A 17,830-nucleotide genomic window follows, 5' to 3' on the forward strand; every position below is an offset into this window, starting at 1 on the left:
CCGACCTGACCCCCACCCTGCCCGACCCGGGCAGCTGGCTGCTCGACGACCTGTGCACCCCCGCGCACGGCGCCCCGGACGAGGAGCCGTATGCGGGCTTGCTGGCACAGCTGGAGTTATGCTGCAGCGCTGCTTTCGAGCTGTCGGACACGCTGAGCCGGCGCTACTTCAGCCACGTGGCCCCGGACGAACACAGCCTGGGCGCCTGAGCCCGGGCCCAGGCTGCAATCCCCTTTTTCTTTTTCCTTCGGCGATGCTGCTTCACCTTGTTCATGAAACGCGTTATGCGTACACCCCCACCGTGGAAAGTGCGCACCATGTGCTGCACCTCCGGCCGGCCAGCCACCCGGGCCAGCAACTGCTGCGCCACCAGCTGACGATCAGCCCGCAACCAGCGCGGCTGCAGGAACTGACCGACGTGTACGGCAACTGCCGCAGCTATTTTTCGCTGCACACACCCCACGACAGGCTGACTGTGGTGGCCGACAGCATTGTCTCCACACTGGCGCTCAGCACAGGGCCTGAAAACACGCCCGCTGGCCTGCCCTGGGAGCAGGTGCGCGAGCAGTTTCGCTACCACGCCGGTGCCGCCTATGACAGCGCCTGCGAATTCGTCTTTGCCTCGCCCTATGTGCCGCGCGACGAGGCCTTTGCGGAATTTGCCCGGCCCAGTTTTGCCCCGGGCAGGCCGCTGCCGGAAGCCGCCCAGGACCTGATGGAACGCATCCACGCCGGCATGACCTACGACAGCGAGAGCACCGAGGTGGGAACGCCGGCACTTGAAGCGCTGCAGCTGGGCAAAGGCGTGTGCCAGGACTTTGCCCACATCATGGTCGCCTGCTGCCGCGCCATGGGTGTGCCGGCGCGTTACGTCAGTGGCTACCTGCTGACCACACCCGCTCCCGGACAGCCGCGACTGATCGGCAGTGATGCCTCGCACGCCTGGGCCTCGGTGTACTGCCCGGTGGAAAGCGAGGGCGCAGGCATGGCACTGGCCGACGGGCAAAGCCCGGGTGTCTGGCTGGACTTCGACCCCACCAACAATCGCGCCCCCGGCGAAGACTACGTGACGCTGGCCATAGGCCGCGACTTCCTGGATGTCTCGCCTATGCGCGGCGTGATACGCGGCGGCAGCCGCCATGTGCTGGACGTCGCCGTGACGATGACGCCCATCGCCAAGCTGCCCGAGCCCGAGTGAACGCCGCCCCGCCTGCCGGCCACTGCATGCCCGGCGCTTCGCCGGCTAAAATTGCCGGAAGCCATCCGCAATTGCTACATTTTTCATAGCTGCTTGCGCCCACCCCATAAGGGCCCGAGGCGCATTTCATTCAAAATTTCGGTCCATCCACCCTTCTGGAGCATTTCATGAGCACAGCCCCCGGCAACATCTACGACAAACTCAAAACCCTGGGCATCACCCTGCCCCCAGTCGCCGCGCCTGTGGCGGCCTATGTGCCCTTTGTGCAAACAGGAAAGCTGGTTTTCCTGAGCGGACACATTGCAAAAAAAGACGGCAAACCGTGGGTGGGGCAACTGGGCCGCAACATGGCCACGGAAGAAGGCAAGGCGGCCGCGCGCGCCATTGCCATTGACCTGATGGGCACGCTGCATGCCGCCGTGGGTGACCTCAACAAGATCACGCGCATCGTCAAGCTGATGAGCCTGGTCAACTCGACCGGCGACTTCACCGAGCAGCACCTGGTGACCAACGGCGCCAGCGAGTTGTTCGCCGAAGTCTTCGGCCCCGCCGGCAACCACGCACGCAGCGCCTTCGGCGTTGCACAGGTTCCCATGGGTGCTTGCGTCGAGATCGAACTGATCGCCGAAGTGGGATAGGTACACCCCCGTGGAGGCTTTGCCTCCTCCCCCCTTGCAGGGGGCGGCGCCCTGCGCCCGGCAAAGCCGGATCGCGGCCCCTGCTGGTAAAGGCGGTGCGCGTGGGTTGATGTTGTGCGGCCGACAGATTCCTTGAGTCTCGCTTAAACTTTGAGCGTGCCGGCGATCCCGCCGGCACAGCGTTCTCAGGGCGGGGTGAAATTCCCCACCGGCGGTGTTTGCGTTCAAAACGCATCAGCCCGCGAGCGCCCGGCCTCTTCACTGAAGCCGGGGTCAGCAGATTCGGTTCAACTCCGAAGCCGACGGTCACAGTCCGGATGAAAGAGAGCGCGATGTTTTCGGCCCATGCGGTGGGCTGGCGCTTGCGCGCCGGCGCGCCTGTGGACTGCAGACTCGTGCGCCCTGATTCCGATGACCGTTATCAGGAGAAGCCACATGAGTCAAAGACATCCGCAGGCAAACACCACGCCTTTACAAGTTCCAGCCAGGTTCTGCTTCATTCAAGCCAGCTGGCACGCCGACATCGTCAACCAGGGGCGTGACGCGTTCCTGGCTGAGATGGCCAACCAACACATCACCGCGCAAGACATTGATTTTTTCGAGGTTCCAGGCGCCTTCGAAATCCCCTTGCATGCGCAGCAGCTTGCGCGCTCTGGCCGTTACGCCGCCATCGTGGCCTGCGGCCTGGTGGTGGATGGCGGCATCTATCGCCACGAGTTTGTTGCCGACGCGGTCATCAGCGGCCTGATGCGTGTGCAGCTCGATACCGGTGTACCGGTGTTTTCTGCGGTCCTGACGCCGCAGCACTTCCACGAGCATGAGGAGCACCGCCGCTTTTTCACCGATCATCTGGCCGTCAAGGGCAAGGAGGTGGCACAAGCCTGCTTGCGTACCCTCGCCAGTTTGAAGCAACTGCGGGAGCTGCAGGAGCTGGCAGTGGCCTGAGTGCTACTGAAAAGCCTTGCGTAGCACCTCGCGCAGCCGCGCGTAAGCAGCTTCGCGTGCGACCGGATTGGGGCCGACCTGCACGCCCTGGCCGGGGTGAACGCCGTTGGGTATATCCATACGAACCTGCAAGCGGCCGGCCGGGTTGTCAAAGTCGTGATAGCTGTCCGGGTACACGTTCACTTCGGCGCCGACGGCCTTGCCCAGGGCAATACACGGAGCTGGTGGCGTCCAGTCGTCTTTTTCGCCCAGCATCAGCACCAGGGGCACGCCTCTTTTGTAGCCCGACTTCTGCGCGGCGCTGCAACCCGGGTAAAACGCGATGGCCACCGCGGGCCGTACGGTCTGCCCGCGTACGTCGGCACGCGACACATCGGTGGCGGAGAGCACAGCGCTACCGCCATGCGACCAGCCCAGCAAGGCAATGTGCTCAGCTTCTGCCCACGGCTGCACGGCCACCCAGGCCAGCGCTCCCAACGTATCGGCACGGCGCTCGGCTTGGTCTATGTTGCGGGTGCCAAGTTTCTGCGTACACAGCTCGGTCTCGCCACGCGGTGTGAGACTGTCGGGAAACACTGCGGCATAACCCTGTGCCACCAGCAGGTCGGCCATCGCCTGGTGCCGGGCATTGAGCTGGCCCTTGTTCCGGCCAATGGTGGCGTAGAGACCACCGCAGCCGTGCAGCGCAATCACTGTGCCTCTGGGCTTTTGCCCGGCGGGCTGGAACACCCAGGCCTTGAGTGCTGTTCCGTCGAGGCTGTAAAAGTGCACCTCTTGCGGAGCGGCTGCGGCCGCGGCCGAAGAGGCCAGCAGCAGCAAGTGGACAACAAAAACCGCCTTCAGCCCTTGTTTCACCTGCGCCACCAGCTATTGTTTTAGTAGCAAATGGCTATCATGGGCCATCAAGCCCGCTCAGCCACCCAGGCCTGAACCGACTTCAAGGCCGCTGGCAGTTTGGACGCATCGGTGCCGCCGGCCATGGCCATGTCGGCCTTGCCGCCGCCTTTGCCGCCTACCTGCTGCGCCACAAAGTTCACCAGTTCTCCGGCCTTGACCTTGCCCACGCTGTCGGCAGTCACGCCGGCCGCGATCTGCACCTTGTCGCCATCCACCGTGGCCAGCACAATGACGGCGGTTTTCAGCTTGTCCTTGAGCTTGTCCATGGTGTCGCGCAGGGTCTTGGCGTCCGCGCCTTCCAGCCTGGCGGCCAATACCTTCAGACCTTTGATGTCCAGGGCCTGCGTCACCAGCTCATCGCCCTGTGACGAAGCCAGCTTGCCCTTGAGCGCGGCGATTTCCTTTTCCAGCGACTTGACCTGGTCCAGCACCTGGCCAATGCGGCCCTGCAGCTCCGAAGGACTGGCCTTGAGCGAACCCGCTGCGGCCTGCACGGTGGATTCAAGCGACTGCAGGTAAGCCAGCGCGTTTTCGCCAGTCACCGCCTCGACGCGGCGCACACCGGCCGCCACGCCGCTTTCGGCCACGATCTTGAAAAGGCCGATGTCACCCGTGCGCGCCACATGGGTGCCGCCGCAGAGTTCCTTGCTGGAGCCTATGCTCAGCACACGCACCTTGTCGCCGTACTTCTCGCCGAACAGCATCATGGCGCCGGTCTTCTGCGCGGCTTCCATGTCCATCACGCTGGCATCGGTTGCGGCGTTGGCCAGAATTTCGGCGTTCACGCGCGCTTCGATCTCACGGACCTGTTCGTCGGTGACCGGCGCGTTGTGCGCGAAGTCGAAGCGGGTTTTTTCGGCATCGACCAATGAGCCTTTTTGCTGCACGTGGTCGCCCAGCACTTCGCGCAAGGCCTTGTGCATCAGGTGGGTGGCGCTGTGGTTGCGCACGGTGGCCGCGCGCACAGTGAGGTTGACTCGTGCCGAAACATGGTCGCCCACGTTCAGCGTGCCCTGCGCGACGCTGCCGTGGTGGCCGTACACATCGGCCTTGATCTTCTGGGTGTCACCGACTGCAAAATGCGCCGAGCCGCTGACCAGCTCGCCCTGGTCGCCCACCTGGCCGCCGCTTTCAGCATAAAACGGGGTGGTGTCCAATACCACCACGCCCTGCTGGCCGGTCTTGAGTGCAACCACCGGCACGCCGTCGGCATACAGGGCAATAATTTTTCCGCCGGATTCCAGGCCTTCGTAGCCCGTGAAGGTATTGCCTTCGCCGGTGTATTCCAGCGCGCGGTCCATCTTGAACTTGCCGGCGGCACGTGCCTGGTTTTTCTGCTTGTCCATGGCGGCAGTGAAGCCGGCTTCGTCCACCTCGACGCCGCGCTCGCGGCAGACATCGGCCGACAGGTCCAGCGGGAAACCGTAGGTGTCATGCAGCTTGAAGGCCACGTCGCCGGGCAGCAGTTTTGCGCCGCCAGCCAGGGCCGTGTCCAGGATCGTCATGCCGATTTCCAGCGTCTCGAAGAATCGCTCTTCCTCGGCCTTGAGCACGGCGGTGATGCGCGCCTCGTCGGTCTTGAGCTTGGGATAAGCCTCACCCATCAGCTTGACCAGATCGGCCACCAGCTTGTGGAAAAACGGCGTTTTCTTGCCCAGCTTGTAACCGTGGCGAATCGCGCGGCGGATGATGCGGCGCTGCACATAACCGCGGCCTTCGTTGGACGGGTTGACGCCGTCACTGACGAGAAACGCCGTGGCGCGGATGTGGTCGGCAATGACGAACAGGCTCTTGTTGCCCAGGTCTTTTTCGCCGGTCTCGCGTGATGCCGCCTTGATCAGCTCCGCAAAGATGTCGATTTCGTAGTTGCTGTGCACATGTTGCAAGATGGCGGCCAGGCGCTCCAGGCCCATGCCGGTGTCCACGCAGGGCGCGGGCAGCGGCGCCACCGAGCCGTCTTCGGCCATGTTGAACTGCATGAACACGTTGTTCCAGATCTCGATGAAGCGGTCGCCGTCTTCATCCGGGCTGCCGGGCGGGCCGCCGGGGATGTGGTCGCCGTGGTCATAAAAAATTTCGGAGCAAGGTCCGCAGGGGCCGGTATCGGCCATCATCCAGAAGTTGTCGGACTTGTAGCGGCCTCCCTTGTTGTCGCCGATGCGAATCACGCGCTCGGGCGGCAAACCAATCTCTTTGGTCCAGATGTCGTAGGCCTCGTCGTCCTCTTCATACACCGTGGCCAGCAGGCGTTCGGCCGGCAGCTTGTAAACCTCGGTCAGCAGCTCCCAGGCCCACTTGAGCGATTCACGCTTGAAGTAGTCGCCAAAACTCCAGTTACCCAGCATTTCAAAGAAGGTGTGGTGGCGTGCGGTGTAGCCCACGTTTTCCAGGTCATTGTGCTTGCCGCCGGCACGCAGACAGGCCTGCACCGAGGCCGCGCGAACATAGGACCGCTTGTCGGTGCCGAGGAACACATCCTTGAACTGCACCATGCCCGAGTTGGTGAACATCAGGGTCGGGTCGTTGCCCGGCACCAGTGAGCTCGACGCCACCACGGTGTGGCCCTTGGACGCGAAGAAATCGAGAAATGTCTTGCGAATGTCTGCGACGGTGAATACAGGCGTGGAAGCTGACGTGGAAGTGGGATGGCTCATGGTCTGGAATATTGGTTTTGGCAAGGCGGGCGCCCTCGGGCTCACCCGCTTTGGCTAAGCCTTTGATTATAGGTTTGAGGGGGATGCCCCCGCTTACTGGGCTGTCTGCCGGCCCAGATCAATGCGACGGGACAAAAAGCGCCATAAGCGCTCATCGTCGCTGAAAGCCACATTAAAGCGGAGCCAACCCGTCGGATGGGGTTCAAGCAGAAACAGTTGCCCCGGGCCAAGCATGATGCCCTCGGGCGCAGCCTCTTTGGACAACACGGCACCGTCAGGAAGGTCTGGGTGGCGGGCCCAGAGGTACATGCCGGCTCCCGGCTCATGGAACAGCTCAAATCCCAGGCCGGTCAGGTTCTTTTCGGTCTTGCGATGCGCCGCAGCCAGCTTCTCTCGAAGTGATTTGAGGTGCTTGCGCCAGCGGCCATCGGTCACCACGCCAAAAGTCAGCCGCTCGGAAATGTCCGAAGACGTGAGCCCCGAAATCATCTTGAGCTGGGCCAGGTCCTCCATCAGGTCGCCTCGCGCCAGCAGGTAGCCCACGCGCAGGCTCGGAGAAATTGTTTTGGAATAGCTGCCTATATAAACCACGCGCTGCAACTGGTCCAGGCTGGCCAGCGTAGACCGCGAGGTCGGGTCCATGTCAGCGTAGATATCGTTTTCCACCAGCGTGAACTCGTGCGCTTCGGCCAGTTGCAGCAAGCGATGCAAGTGGGCCGCCGAGGCAATCGAGCAGGTGGGGCTTTGCAGACGGGGTTGTGTGAAGAAGGCCCTGGGTTTGTGCGCAGCAAGCAGCGACTCCAACGCGACGAGGTCGTAACCCGTAGGGGTGCGCGGCACGCCCACGAGGTTGGCGCCCAGAAAACGCAGCATGAACATCAGGTTGGGATACCCGGGGCTGTCCACCAGCACGGTGTCACCCGGCTTGATCAGTTGCCGGGCCACCAGGTCCAATGCCTGGCTGGACCCTTGCGTCAGCAGCACCTGGTCAACCTCGACCGATATCTGATTTTCGGCAAGCGCCTCCGCAATGACCATGCGCAGGGCCATATGCCCATAAGGCAGGCCGTAACCTTCAAGGGAGGCCCCGTCCGTCGACAGGTGCCGCATGCTGCGGCGAAGCGCGTCCCCGAACAGAAAATCATGCGGCAACCACCCGCAACCGGGTTTCATCGGCAGGTTGCGGTTCTCGAAAATCTGCTTGAGGTACCAGCGTGCGTCAAATTTCGGCTGCTGGGGCTGCGCGTACGGCGCTCCCGGTGCACCATCATCGCCCCTGCGTTTGACGAAAAACCCGGCATTGGCCCGGGACACGAGCCAGCCCTGAGCCACCAAGCGGTCGTAAGCTTCAACCACCGTGAAGACACTGACGCCATGCATGGCGGCAAAAGCACGAATGGAAGGCAGCTTGACACCGGCTTTGAGCGCTTGCCCGGCAATCATCCCTCGCAGGCCGTCGACGATCTGGCTCACCAGGGGCGTCTGTAGTTCCGGGCGAAGGGTGAGCATCAAAAAACCAAAAAAGGCAGATTGTGCATCGCAATCTTCATGCACCGGGTTGGGGAATCCATGTACAGGATTCTAGACCCGCACAGTGTGCTGAAAACAGCGCAGCGGTGTACATGGACGGGCTTGGCGCAGGCTTCTAAAGTCCAGCCGTCTCCTTCCCCCAACCTGAAATCACCTTCATCATGCAGTCCAACCCAACCTCCAGCAACACCGCCCTGATGGCGCGCCGCCAAGCCGCCGTGACACGCGGCGTGGGCCAGGCCCACGAGATTTTTGTCAGCCGGGCGAAAAATGCCGAACTGTGGGATGTCGAAGGCCGCCGCTATATCGACTTCGCCGGTGGCATCGCCGTCCTCAATACCGGCCACCTGCATACCGAAGTCATCGCCGCGGTCAAAGCCCAGCTCGACCTCTACACACACACCTGCTTTCAGGTGGTGGCCTATGAGCCCTATGTTGAACTGGCGGAAAAGCTCAATGCTCTCGCGCCCGGAAATTTCACCAAAAAGACCCTGCTGCTGACCACCGGCGCCGAAGCGGTCGAAAACGCGGTCAAGGTGGCACGGGCCTATACAAAGCGTCCCGGCATCATCGCCTTCACCGGTGGCTACCACGGCCGGACCAACATGACGCTGGGCATGACCGGCAAGGTGGCACCCTACAAACTGGGGTTCGGCCCCTTCCCCGGCGAAGTGTTTCATGCGGAATACCCCAACGCGCTGCACGACGTAAGCATCGACCAGGCGCTGCATTCGGTCGAGCAGATCCTCAAAAACGACGTCGAGCCCGAGCGCGTGGCGGCCTTCATCATTGAACCGGTGCAGGGCGAGGGAGGCTTCTACATCGCCCCACCCGAGTTCATCAGCCGCCTGAAGGCGCTGGCCGACCGGCACGGCATCCTGCTGATCGCCGACGAGGTCCAGACCGGCGCAGGCCGCACAGGCACCTGGTTCGCCAGCGAACAGTGGCCCGTGGCACCCGACCTGATTGCCCTCGCCAAATCCATGGCGGGTGGTTTCCCCATCTCGGGTCTGGTCGGTCGGGCCGACGTCATGGATGCACCCGGCCCAGGCGGGCTGGGCGGCACCTACGCCGGCAGCCCCATCGGCTGCGCGGCAGCGCTGGCCGTACTCAAGGCTTTTCAGGAAGAAAAGCTTCTCGAGCGCAGCAAAATCCTGGGAGCCCACCTGGTCGAAGGCCTGCGTGCCATGGCAAAAAAAGAAAAATCCATCGGCGATGTGCGCGGGCTGGGCGCCATGGTGGCCATCGAGCTTTTTGAAAACGGAGACCTCGCCCGTCCTGACGCGGCACTCACCAAACGCGTGGTGAGCGAAGCCGCGCGGCGCGGATTGATATTGCTCTCATGCGGCACCTACGGTAATGTGATCAGGATTCTGGTTCCCCTCACGGCATCCGACGCCTTGCTGGACGAAGGCCTGCAAATCCTGGCCGACAGTTTTGAAGCATCGCGTTGATCTCCATGGCCAGTTCAGGAAAGACGATGACTGATAACGATGTCCTTGTGCGCTTTTCGGGCGTGCAAAAAACCTACGATGGCGAGCAGCTTGTCGTGCAGCAGCTCGACCTCGACATTCATCGCGGGGAATTCCTGAGCCTGCTAGGTCCTTCCGGCTCCGGAAAAACCACCACGCTGATGATGCTGGCGGGGTTTGAGTCGCCTACGGCGGGTGAAATCTTCCTCAATGGCGCGCAGATCACAGGCACGCCGCCGCACAAGCGCAACTTCGGCATGGTGTTTCAGAACTATGCGCTGTTTCCGCATCTCACTGTGGGCCAGAACGTGGCCTATCCGCTCACCGTGCGCAAGGTCTCAAAGGCCGACCAGGCCAGCCGCGTGCAGCGCGCGCTCGACATGGTCCGCCTGTCGGGCATGACTGACCGGCTGCCCGCACAGCTTTCGGGCGGCCAGCAGCAGCGTGTTGCCCTGGCGCGGGCACTGGTGTTTGAGCCCCAGCTTGTGCTGATGGACGAACCTTTGGGTGCACTCGACAAACAGCTGCGTGAGCACATGCAGATCGAGTTGAAAGAGCTGCACAAACAGCTGGGCGTCACGTTTGTCTATGTCACGCACGACCAGGGCGAGGCACTGACGATGAGCGACCGGGTGGCGGTGTTCAACGATGGGGCCATACAGCAGCTGGCACCGGTAGAGACACTTTATGAGACGCCCTCCAACCGCTTTGTGGCCGGTTTCGTAGGTGACAGCACGGTACTCAAAGGCAAAGGCAGTGCCACGGGCATTGAATTGGCAGATGGCCGTGTTCTCAACGGCATCAACGTCAATCAGGCGGTTGCCGGCGCGCCCGTTGCGGCCTACATCCGGCCGGAGCGCATTGTGCTGCATCGCCAGGCGCCGGCTTCACCCGTCGATGTGCTGCCGGCCCGCGTGGCCCGCATCATCTATTTCGGCGACCACCTGCGGCTGCTGTGCGACGTCGGTACCGGCCAGGCGGAAGCCACGGTCAAGCTGCCTTTGACGCTATTGAACGGCCTGGCACCGCCGCAACCGGGTGAGGCTGTGCATCTGGAATTTCCGGTTGCATTCACCCGAATTTACGCAACCTGACAGCCCTGTCTCCTGCATCTTTCGACCTTCACTTTTACCTTTATCAACCACCGAGGAAATAGCACCATGAAGAAAAACATCATCGCCATCGCCATGGCTTCGTGCCTGGCCCTGCCCGCGTTCGCGCAGCAGCAGATCACCGTCGTGAACTTCGGCGGCGCGAATGCCAACGCGCAGAAAAAGGCCTACTACGAACCCTACGAAAAAAACGGCATCAAAGTTGTTGCCGTGGAATACAACGGCGAGCAGGCCAAGATCAAGGCCATGGTCGAGACAAAAAAGGTCACCTGGGATGTGGTCGAAGTCGAAGCACCCGACGTGCAGCGTGGTTGCGATGAAGGCTTGTTTGAAAAAATCGATTTCAGCAAGATCGGCCCGAAGGCAGACTTCCTGCCCGCAGCGGTCAAGGAATGCGGCGTGGGCGTTTTTGTGTGGTCCACCGTGATGGCCTGGAACGCCGACAAAGTCAAAACCGCTCCCACCAGCTGGGCCGACTTCTGGGACGTCAAGAAAATCCCCGGCAAGCGCGGCATGCGCAAGGGCGCTCGCTACAACCTGGAATTCGCACTGCTGGCCGACGGCGTCAAGCCCGCCGACGTTTACAAGGTTCTGGCCACCAAGGACGGGGCCGACCGCGCATTTCGCAAACTGACGGAACTCAAGCCCAACATCCAATGGTGGGAAGCTGGTGCCCAGCCCGCCCAGTTTCTCGTGGCCGGCGACGTTGCCCTCAGCACGGTCTATAACGGGCGCATTGACGCCGCCAACCGCGAAGGCCGCAATCTGAAGATCTACTGGCCCGGCGGCATCTATGACCTGGACTACTGGGTCATTCCCAAAGGTGCACCCAACAAGGACGCATCGATGAAGTTCATCGCCTTTGCCAGCCAGCCCGCCACCCAGGCCGTCTATGCCCAGAACATTGCCTATGGCCCGGTGAACAGCAAGGCGTTGGCCAAGCTCGACAAAAAGGTATTGGACGATTTGCCAACGTCATCGGCCAATGCAAAAGAGGCCATCCAGATGAATGTCGGCTTCTGGGCCGACCAGGGCGAGGCGCTTGAAAAACGCTTTGCTGCCTGGGCCACCCAATAAGCCGGCGGAGCAAGCATCCCATGAGCAGTATCACCAGCCAGGGCACCTTTCCGGGAAATGACGCCGCCACGTTGCGCATCGCGCTGTCGCGCGCAGAGGCACGGCGAAAATGGCGCGCCTTTTCGCTTACCGTGCCCTTGCTGGTGTTTTTACTGCTGACCTTGCTGGTTCCGATTGCGGCCCTGCTGCAGCGCGCCGTTGAAAACCCGGAAGTGGTGGCGGCGCTGCCCCGGACGGTGCAAAGCCTGAAAGACTGGACTCCCGAAGCCCCACCGAAACCCGCGAGTTACGCGGCACTGGTGGAGGACCTGGGGCATCTTTCCGACAGCTCGGATGCCGGCGCACTGGCACGTCGCCTCAACTCTGAAGTGCCGGGTGCGCGCTCCCTCGTGATGGGCACGTACCGCGCACTGCCCATCGCGGGCTCTCCTGAAGAAATACAGGCCAGGCTGCTCCAGCTCGATCCGCGCTGGGGGGAACCACTCTTCTGGCAAGCGATAGCCAAAAACAGTTCCCGCTGGACGCCCGACTATCTGCTGGCATCGGTCGACCTGCAACGCGACAGCAAAGGCAACGTGGAGCGCATGCCGCCTGACCAGCGCGCGTTCGGCGCCATTTTGCTGCGTACCTTCCAGATCAGTTTTCTGGTCACCGTTTTTTGCCTGGCGCTGGGTTACCCGCTGGCCTGGTGGCTGGCCTCATTGCCGGCGCGCAAGGCGAACCTGCTGATGATCCTGGTGCTGGTGCCCTTCTGGACATCGATTCTGGTCCGGGTTGCGGCCTGGATCGTCCTGCTGCAGTCCGAAGGTCTCGTCAATCGCGGGCTGATGGGCATCGGCCTCATCGACAGCCCCCTGGCGCTGCTGTTCAATCGCGCAGGCGTGGTGATTGCCATGGTGCACATCCTGCTGCCGTTCATGATTCTTCCGCTTTACAGCGTGATGAAAAACGTGCCGGCAACTTACATCCGGGCTGCCGTTTCATTGGGCAGCGCTCCCCTGTCTGCCTTTTTTCGGGTGTACGTGCCGCAGACCTATCCAGGCATCAGTGCCGGCGCGCTGCTGGTGTTCATCCTCTCGATAGGCTATTACGTCACCCCCGCCCTGCTCGGCGGCGCTGATGACCAGATGCTGAGCTATTACATCGCCCGCTATACCAACGTCGAAGTCAATTGGGGCATGGCCTGTGCGCTGGGCGCCGTGCTGCTGACGGCCACCATGGTTCTCTACAGCGTTTACCGGCGCATCGGCAAGGCCGAACTCAGCATCGGTTGACATTCCTTTTTTCTTTGACAGACGCAGACGCCAATTCACCATGTTCAAAATCAAAGGGCCTACCTTTCCCCGCTATGCCACCCTGGCTGACAAAGCCGGCTGGTGGCTGTTGCGCGCCGCGTGCGTCGCCATTCTGGTTTTTCTGCTGGCCCCCATCCTGGTCATGGTGCCGCTGTCTTTTTCAGACAGCTCGTTCCTGACCTACCCCATTCCGGGCTGGTCGCTGAAGTGGTACCAGAACCTACTGGATTCACCGGAATGGGCAAGGGCTGCGAAAAACAGTTTCATCGTGGCCCCCGCTGCCACCGTGATTGCCACTGCACTGGGCACTCTGGCGGCCGTCGGCCTGTCCAGGACCAACTTCCGGTTCAAGAGCCTTCTCATGGGCATACTCATCGCGCCGATGGTGGTCCCCATCGTTGTGGTGGGAGTGGCCACCTACCTGTACTTCGCCCCGCTGGGTCTTGCCGACAGCTACTTCGGGCTGATTGTGGTGCACGCTGCCTTGGGCGCGCCTTTTGTGCTGACCACCGTGCTTGCGACGCTTGCAGGCTTCAACCACAACCTGGTCAGGGCGTCCCTCAGCCTTGGCGAGACCCCGTTCCGGACGTTTTTCAGGATCACCCTGCCGGTCATCGCGCCAGGCGTTATCTCCGGCGCGCTGTTTGCCTTTGCCACATCGTTTGATGAAGTGGTGGTCACGCTGTTCCTGGCGGGCGCAGAACAAGCCACCCTGCCACGGCAGATGTTCACCGGCATCCGGGAGAATATTTCACCCACGATCGCCGCCGTTGCCACATTGCTTATTCTCTTCACCACCCTCCTCCTCGTGCTGCTTGAATGGTTGCGCGGGCGCCGGCGCTGACAACACCTCGTGCATGCCAAGCGCTTGCGGCGCCGTCAGATAGCAAGGTCAGGACCGGCGCCCGCCCCTGCAGGCACCCAGAAAGCTGGCGACTACAAACCCCCCGGCCCGAAACCGGTCAAAATGAACCCATCTCCCCAGACATCCCACCCTTTCAGGATATTTCCCATGGACATGAAAACATCCCCCATTTCCCTACTCAAAGACCCCAGCCTGCTCAAGACCGACGCCCTGATCAACGGCCAGTGGATCCAGGGCTCGGCCCGTTTTGACGTCAACGACCCCGCCACCGGCCTCAAACTCGCGGACGTGGCCAACCTGGGCGCCAAAGACGCTGAAGCCGCCATCGCCGCCGCCAACGCCGCCTGGCCCGCCTGGCGCAGCAAGACCGGCAAGGAGCGCAGCATCATCCTGCGCAAATGGTTCGACCTCCTGATGGCCAACCAGGAAGACCTGGGCCGCATCATGACCGCCGAGCAAGGCAAGCCCTTTGCCGAAGCCAAGGGTGAAATCGCCTACGGCGCGAGTTTCGTCGAGTGGTTTGCCGAGGAAGCCAAGCGCGTCAACGGCGAAACCCTGCCCCAGTTCGACAACAATCGCCGCCTGATGGTCTTGAAGCAACCCATCGGTGTGTGCGCCGCCATCACCCCCTGGAACTTCCCGCTGGCCATGATCACGCGCAAGGTCGCCCCGGCGCTGGCCGCCGGCTGCCCAGTGGTCATCAAACCGGCCGAGCTGACCCCGCTGACAGCGCTGGCCGCCGCCGAACTGGCTGTGCGCGCCGGCATTCCGGCCGGGGTGCTCAACATCCTCACCGCCGACAGCGCCAACTCGATTGCCATCGGCAAGGTGTTTTGCGCCAGCGACGTGGTGCGCCACATCAGTTTCACCGGCTCCACCGAGGTTGGCCGCGTCCTGATGGCGCAAAGTGCCCCCTCGGTCAAGAAGCTGGCCCTCGAATTGGGCGGCAACGCCCCCTTCATCGTGTTCGACGATGCCGACATCGATTCGGCCGTCGAAGGCGCCATGGCCAGCAAATACCGCAACGCCGGCCAGACCTGCGTCTGCGCCAACCGCATTTATGTGCAGGACGGCGTGTACGAACAGTTTGTCGAGAAATTCGCAGCCAAGGTGAAACTGCTCAAGGTCGGCAACGGTTTTGAAGACGGCGTGGTACAGGGCCCGCTGATCGAAGACGCCGCCGTGGAGAAAGTCCAGCGCCATGTGGAAGACGCGCTGGCCAAGGGCGGCAAGCTATTGGCTGGCGGCAAAAAGCTCAAGGGCCAGTTCTTTGAGCCCACTGTGATTTCGGAAGCCACCGGCGACATGTTGTGCGCCCGCGAGGAAACCTTCGGTCCTTTTGCGCCGGTGTTCCGTTTCAAAAACGAGCAGGAAGCCATTGACGCAGCCAACAACACCGAGTTTGGCCTGGCCAGCTACTTCTACAGCCGCGACATCGGCCGCATCTACCGCGTCGCCGAGGCGCTGGAATACGGCATGGTCGGCATCAACGCCGGGGTGATTGCCACCGAGCACGTGCCTTTTGGCGGCGTCAAGCAGTCGGGACTGGGCCGCGAGGGCTCCAGCCACGGCATGGAAGAGTATCTGGAAATGAAATACCTTTGCCTGGGAGACATCCTCAAATGAACCGCCGACTTCTTCTCCAGGCTGGCCTGGCCGGTGCTGCCACCCTGGCCGCTCCGTTTTTAATAGCTGTCCACGCCCAGGGGATGGGGGCTACAGGCCAAAAACGTCACAAGATGGTGATCCAGGTCAGTGACAACGACCCGGCCAAATGGAACCTGGCACTGAACAACGCCAAAAACGTTCAGGACGATGTGGGGGCCGCCAACGTGGACATTGCCATCGTCGTTTATGGCCCCGGCATCAGCATGCTCAAGCTCGAATCACCAACCGGTGCGCGTGTGGCCGAGGCCATGAAAGCCAATGTGCGCATCGTCGCCTGCGAAAACACCCTGCGCGCCCAGAAGCTGACCCGGGACGACATGTTGCCTGCCATCGCTTATGTGCCGGCCGGCGTGACGGAAATCATGAAAAAGCAGCAGGACGGCTGGGCCTATTTGCGGCCCTGAGTCGTCCGGTTGACGAACCACCCGGGCGGTGGTTCTACAATCAGCTTCGTGCGGGTGTCGTTCAATGGTAGGACTCTTGCTTCCCAAGCAAATAACGTGGGTTCGATTCCCATCACCCGCTCCAGAACAACAGACGAACAACAAAAAACCGGGCATGAAGCCCGGTTTTTTTTGGCTTTGACCGTTTTAGATCTGGCGGCAAAGCGTCACAGGTACAGCGTTAATGGCTGGATCTTCAGAAAACTGGGTACCCGCGGCAGGTATGCCTGCGCCAGGATTGCCAGGCAGGGCAATCCGGTCTGAACGAATTTCGCCCGTAATGGGGTTGCCGTCGTCAAACCTGCGGTCAAGTGCAGCGGCAGCTTTACCGCTGAGGCCGTTGAGGCAAACCGCATTGCGCCCCACAAAACCGAATACACCGCTAGTCACAGCGATCTGCCCATCTGCTGCATGCCGGGGCCTCACGATGGTCGTTGGAATACCAGCGCGGGGATTCCCATTAATGAAACCAGCATACATCAGGGATACGATAGCCATCGTATTCTCGTTGGCGCCAACGTTGAACGTCGTTAAAGGTAACCCGATCTGGCCATTATTGCCACCGACAGTGAAAGGCGTCACACCCCACCCGTTGGTAACGTTGGTGGCTGCGACGGCAGAATCACCTGGCAAGCCCTGATAGCGATCACGGTAGCTGCCAACCGCAGCCGTCATCGAGTCCATGTCTTTCGCAATACTGGAAATCCGGCTGTTTTCGATCAATTCCTGGCCTTTCAGCACACCCGCCAGCAGCAGGCCAACAATGACCAGCACGATTGCGATTTCCACCAAAGTGAAACCGGCTTGTTTCTTGAATGATTTCATTCGTGACTCCAAATTAGACGGCACGAATTGCGCCGGTAAGAAAATGTATCTTTTGTTTTAGGAATCTGGGAGTCAGGATTTTTTACATGGGATGGAAAGCACCACCCGGATACCCGTCCCCAAGGCTTCGGCAAAAAGATTCCCCCCCGCCGCCTGCGCCTGTTTGCGCGCCTGGTACATCCCCAGGCCCTTGTTGACCGAACCTGAACTGGACCAGGGTTCAAACAGCTTCTCCAGCGGGATTTCAAGCGGTATTTGCGGTGTTTCAAAGCAAACCACCGTGCTTTGGGCATCCTGTGTCACCAAAATTCGGCAGCTCGCCGGAAGCATCCGTTCCCGCGAAAGGCTGGACACGTTGCCCAACACATTGTCCAGAACAGCGGCCAGTGCATGACTGTCCCAGTCGACTTGGGCGGCCCCCACCAGCTGGACTTCAATCTGATGCAGCTCAGCGGCTTGACGGATGTGCTCCGCCAGATCGAGGGGATCCAGGCCCGCAGCTTCGTGAGCCTCCAAAGGCGCCGAGGCAGAGGCCTGCCATACCGGGTTCAACAGCGCCTGGCTCATGCGTTCGGCCCGGCTGGTCGCCAGTGCAGCATTTTTGCGCAGACGCTTCGCGCGGGCCAGAAGCTCACCGTCGTTTTGGGCTGAGCCAAAGTCGTCCGCGACGAGCTGCACCCACTGCGCCAGGTTGCGCATATCGTGCTGCAAAAACACCCCCACCCGGGCACGCTGGCTTGCTGCAGCCACCAGCGCCAGTTGCCGCGCCGCCAGCGCGCCCTGGATCATGGCGAACAGCACTTCCGCGGCTTGTACGGCAAACAGGTGACGTTCACCCCGCAGACCCTTGAGGCCGATGCGGAATTCCAGCGAGATATCGTCGTATTGAAAGCGCTGGTAAAGGACACGGTCGTTGATTCGCTTCCCATCGAAGGAAAGAAGAGGACCACCTTCATGCAGGTTGATCGGGATCTTCGCCCCGAGTCGTGTAAACACCGGTGAACCATACCAGTTGCCGCGCCAGTCCAGACTGCGCAAACCCAGATTGGCCAATGTTTGTTGATGCAGTACCAGTGTGCCCAGCAAATCATCATGCAAGGCTTCGCGCAAGGCCAGCAGTTGGTCCATGCGCCGGCGATGCTGGCGGCTCAGGTAGCGCAGCCAGAACATCGTCAAACCGACACTGATGCCTGCCACGACCAAAGCCACAG

The 17,830-nt window shown here is 61.5% G+C and carries 16 protein-coding genes, 1 tRNA gene and 1 riboswitch; of the genes, 12 read left to right on the forward strand and 5 right to left on the reverse strand.

Features of this window, described 5'->3' with window-relative positions:
• From WA904_RS10985 to WA904_RS11000, 4 genes are all read left to right on the forward strand, one after another.
• The coding region (locus WA904_RS10985) for a hypothetical protein (RefSeq protein ID WP_425197160.1) at positions 1-209 on the forward strand (209 nt) is incomplete at its 5' end.
• 44 nt (positions 210-253) lie between these two features.
• Positions 254-1,198 (forward strand): transglutaminase family protein, encoded by a 945-nt coding sequence (locus WA904_RS10990; protein ID WP_425197161.1) that lies wholly within the window; start codon positions 254-256, stop codon positions 1,196-1,198.
• Between the two features lie 167 nt (positions 1,199-1,365).
• Entirely contained in the window at positions 1,366-1,836 is a 471-nt protein-coding gene (locus WA904_RS10995; RefSeq protein ID WP_425197162.1) for a RidA family protein, read from the forward strand.
• A 177-nt stretch (positions 1,837-2,013) separates the two neighbouring features.
• A riboswitch (FMN riboswitch) is annotated at positions 2,014-2,169 on the forward strand.
• A 102-nt stretch (positions 2,170-2,271) separates the two neighbouring features.
• Positions 2,272-2,781: a 6,7-dimethyl-8-ribityllumazine synthase gene (locus WA904_RS11000; protein WP_425197163.1), complete on the forward strand. Its 510-nt coding sequence runs from the start codon at positions 2,272-2,274 to the stop codon at positions 2,779-2,781.
• A 3-nt stretch (positions 2,782-2,784) separates the two neighbouring features.
• Here the strand turns inward: WA904_RS11000 and WA904_RS11005 are convergent, their stop codons facing one another.
• The 3 genes from WA904_RS11005 to WA904_RS11015 all read right to left on the reverse strand — a co-directional run bounded on the left by WA904_RS11005 (position 2,785) and on the right by WA904_RS11015 (position 7,841).
• Positions 2,785-3,636, reverse strand: a complete 852-nt coding sequence (locus WA904_RS11005) for a dienelactone hydrolase family protein (RefSeq protein ID WP_425197164.1) — start codon at positions 3,634-3,636, stop codon at positions 2,785-2,787.
• A gap of 47 nt (positions 3,637-3,683) precedes the next feature.
• Positions 3,684-6,332: an alanine--tRNA ligase gene (gene alaS, locus WA904_RS11010; RefSeq protein WP_425197165.1), complete on the reverse strand. Its 2,649-nt coding sequence runs from the start codon at positions 6,330-6,332 to the stop codon at positions 3,684-3,686.
• 93 nt (positions 6,333-6,425) lie between these two features.
• Positions 6,426-7,841, reverse strand: coding sequence for a PLP-dependent aminotransferase family protein (locus tag WA904_RS11015; RefSeq protein ID WP_425197166.1), 1,416 nt, complete (start codon positions 7,839-7,841; stop codon positions 6,426-6,428).
• A 182-nt stretch (positions 7,842-8,023) separates the two neighbouring features.
• Here WA904_RS11015 and gabT point away from each other — a divergent pair, with 182 nt between their 5' ends.
• The 8 genes from gabT (at position 8,024) to WA904_RS11055 (ending at position 15,879) form a co-directional block, all read left to right on the forward strand.
• A complete protein-coding gene (gene gabT, locus WA904_RS11020; protein ID WP_425197167.1) occupies positions 8,024-9,316 on the forward strand; it encodes a 4-aminobutyrate--2-oxoglutarate transaminase in 1,293 nt (430 codons plus the stop codon).
• 26 nt (positions 9,317-9,342) lie between these two features.
• Positions 9,343-10,428, forward strand: a complete 1,086-nt coding sequence (locus tag WA904_RS11025) for an ABC transporter ATP-binding protein (protein ID WP_425197168.1) — start codon at positions 9,343-9,345, stop codon at positions 10,426-10,428.
• 66 nt (positions 10,429-10,494) lie between these two features.
• Positions 10,495-11,523 carry an ABC transporter substrate-binding protein gene (locus tag WA904_RS11030; protein WP_425197169.1) on the forward strand — a complete coding sequence of 343 codons (1,029 nt, stop codon included), beginning with the start codon at positions 10,495-10,497 and terminating at the stop codon, positions 11,521-11,523.
• Between the two features lie 20 nt (positions 11,524-11,543).
• Complete coding sequence (locus tag WA904_RS11035; protein WP_425197170.1) at positions 11,544-12,797, forward strand: ABC transporter permease; 1,254 nt, start codon at positions 11,544-11,546, stop codon at positions 12,795-12,797.
• Between the two features lie 40 nt (positions 12,798-12,837).
• Positions 12,838-13,662: an ABC transporter permease gene (locus WA904_RS11040; RefSeq protein ID WP_425197171.1), complete on the forward strand. Its 825-nt coding sequence runs from the start codon at positions 12,838-12,840 to the stop codon at positions 13,660-13,662.
• A 168-nt stretch (positions 13,663-13,830) separates the two neighbouring features.
• Positions 13,831-15,309: an NAD-dependent succinate-semialdehyde dehydrogenase gene (locus tag WA904_RS11045; protein WP_425197172.1), complete on the forward strand. Its 1,479-nt coding sequence runs from the start codon at positions 13,831-13,833 to the stop codon at positions 15,307-15,309.
• Positions 15,306-15,755, forward strand: a complete 450-nt coding sequence (locus WA904_RS11050) for a DsrE family protein (RefSeq protein ID WP_425197173.1) — start codon at positions 15,306-15,308, stop codon at positions 15,753-15,755. The genes WA904_RS11045 and WA904_RS11050 overlap by 4 nt, the downstream gene beginning before the upstream one ends.
• A 50-nt stretch (positions 15,756-15,805) precedes the next feature.
• Positions 15,806-15,879 (forward strand) — tRNA-Gly (locus WA904_RS11055).
• A gap of 62 nt (positions 15,880-15,941) precedes the next feature.
• Here WA904_RS11055 and WA904_RS11060 read toward each other — a convergent pair.
• Positions 15,942-16,619 (reverse strand): type II secretion system protein, encoded by a 678-nt coding sequence (locus WA904_RS11060; protein ID WP_425197174.1) that lies wholly within the window; start codon positions 16,617-16,619, stop codon positions 15,942-15,944.
• 72 nt (positions 16,620-16,691) lie between these two features.
• Positions 16,692-17,789: a hypothetical protein gene (locus WA904_RS11065; RefSeq protein WP_425197175.1), complete on the reverse strand. Its 1,098-nt coding sequence runs from the start codon at positions 17,787-17,789 to the stop codon at positions 16,692-16,694.
• Between the last annotated feature and the right edge of the window lie 41 nt (positions 17,790-17,830).

This window comes from Polaromonas sp., assembly GCF_049790275.1.
Lineage (GTDB): Bacteria > Pseudomonadota > Gammaproteobacteria > Burkholderiales > Burkholderiaceae_C > Polaromonas.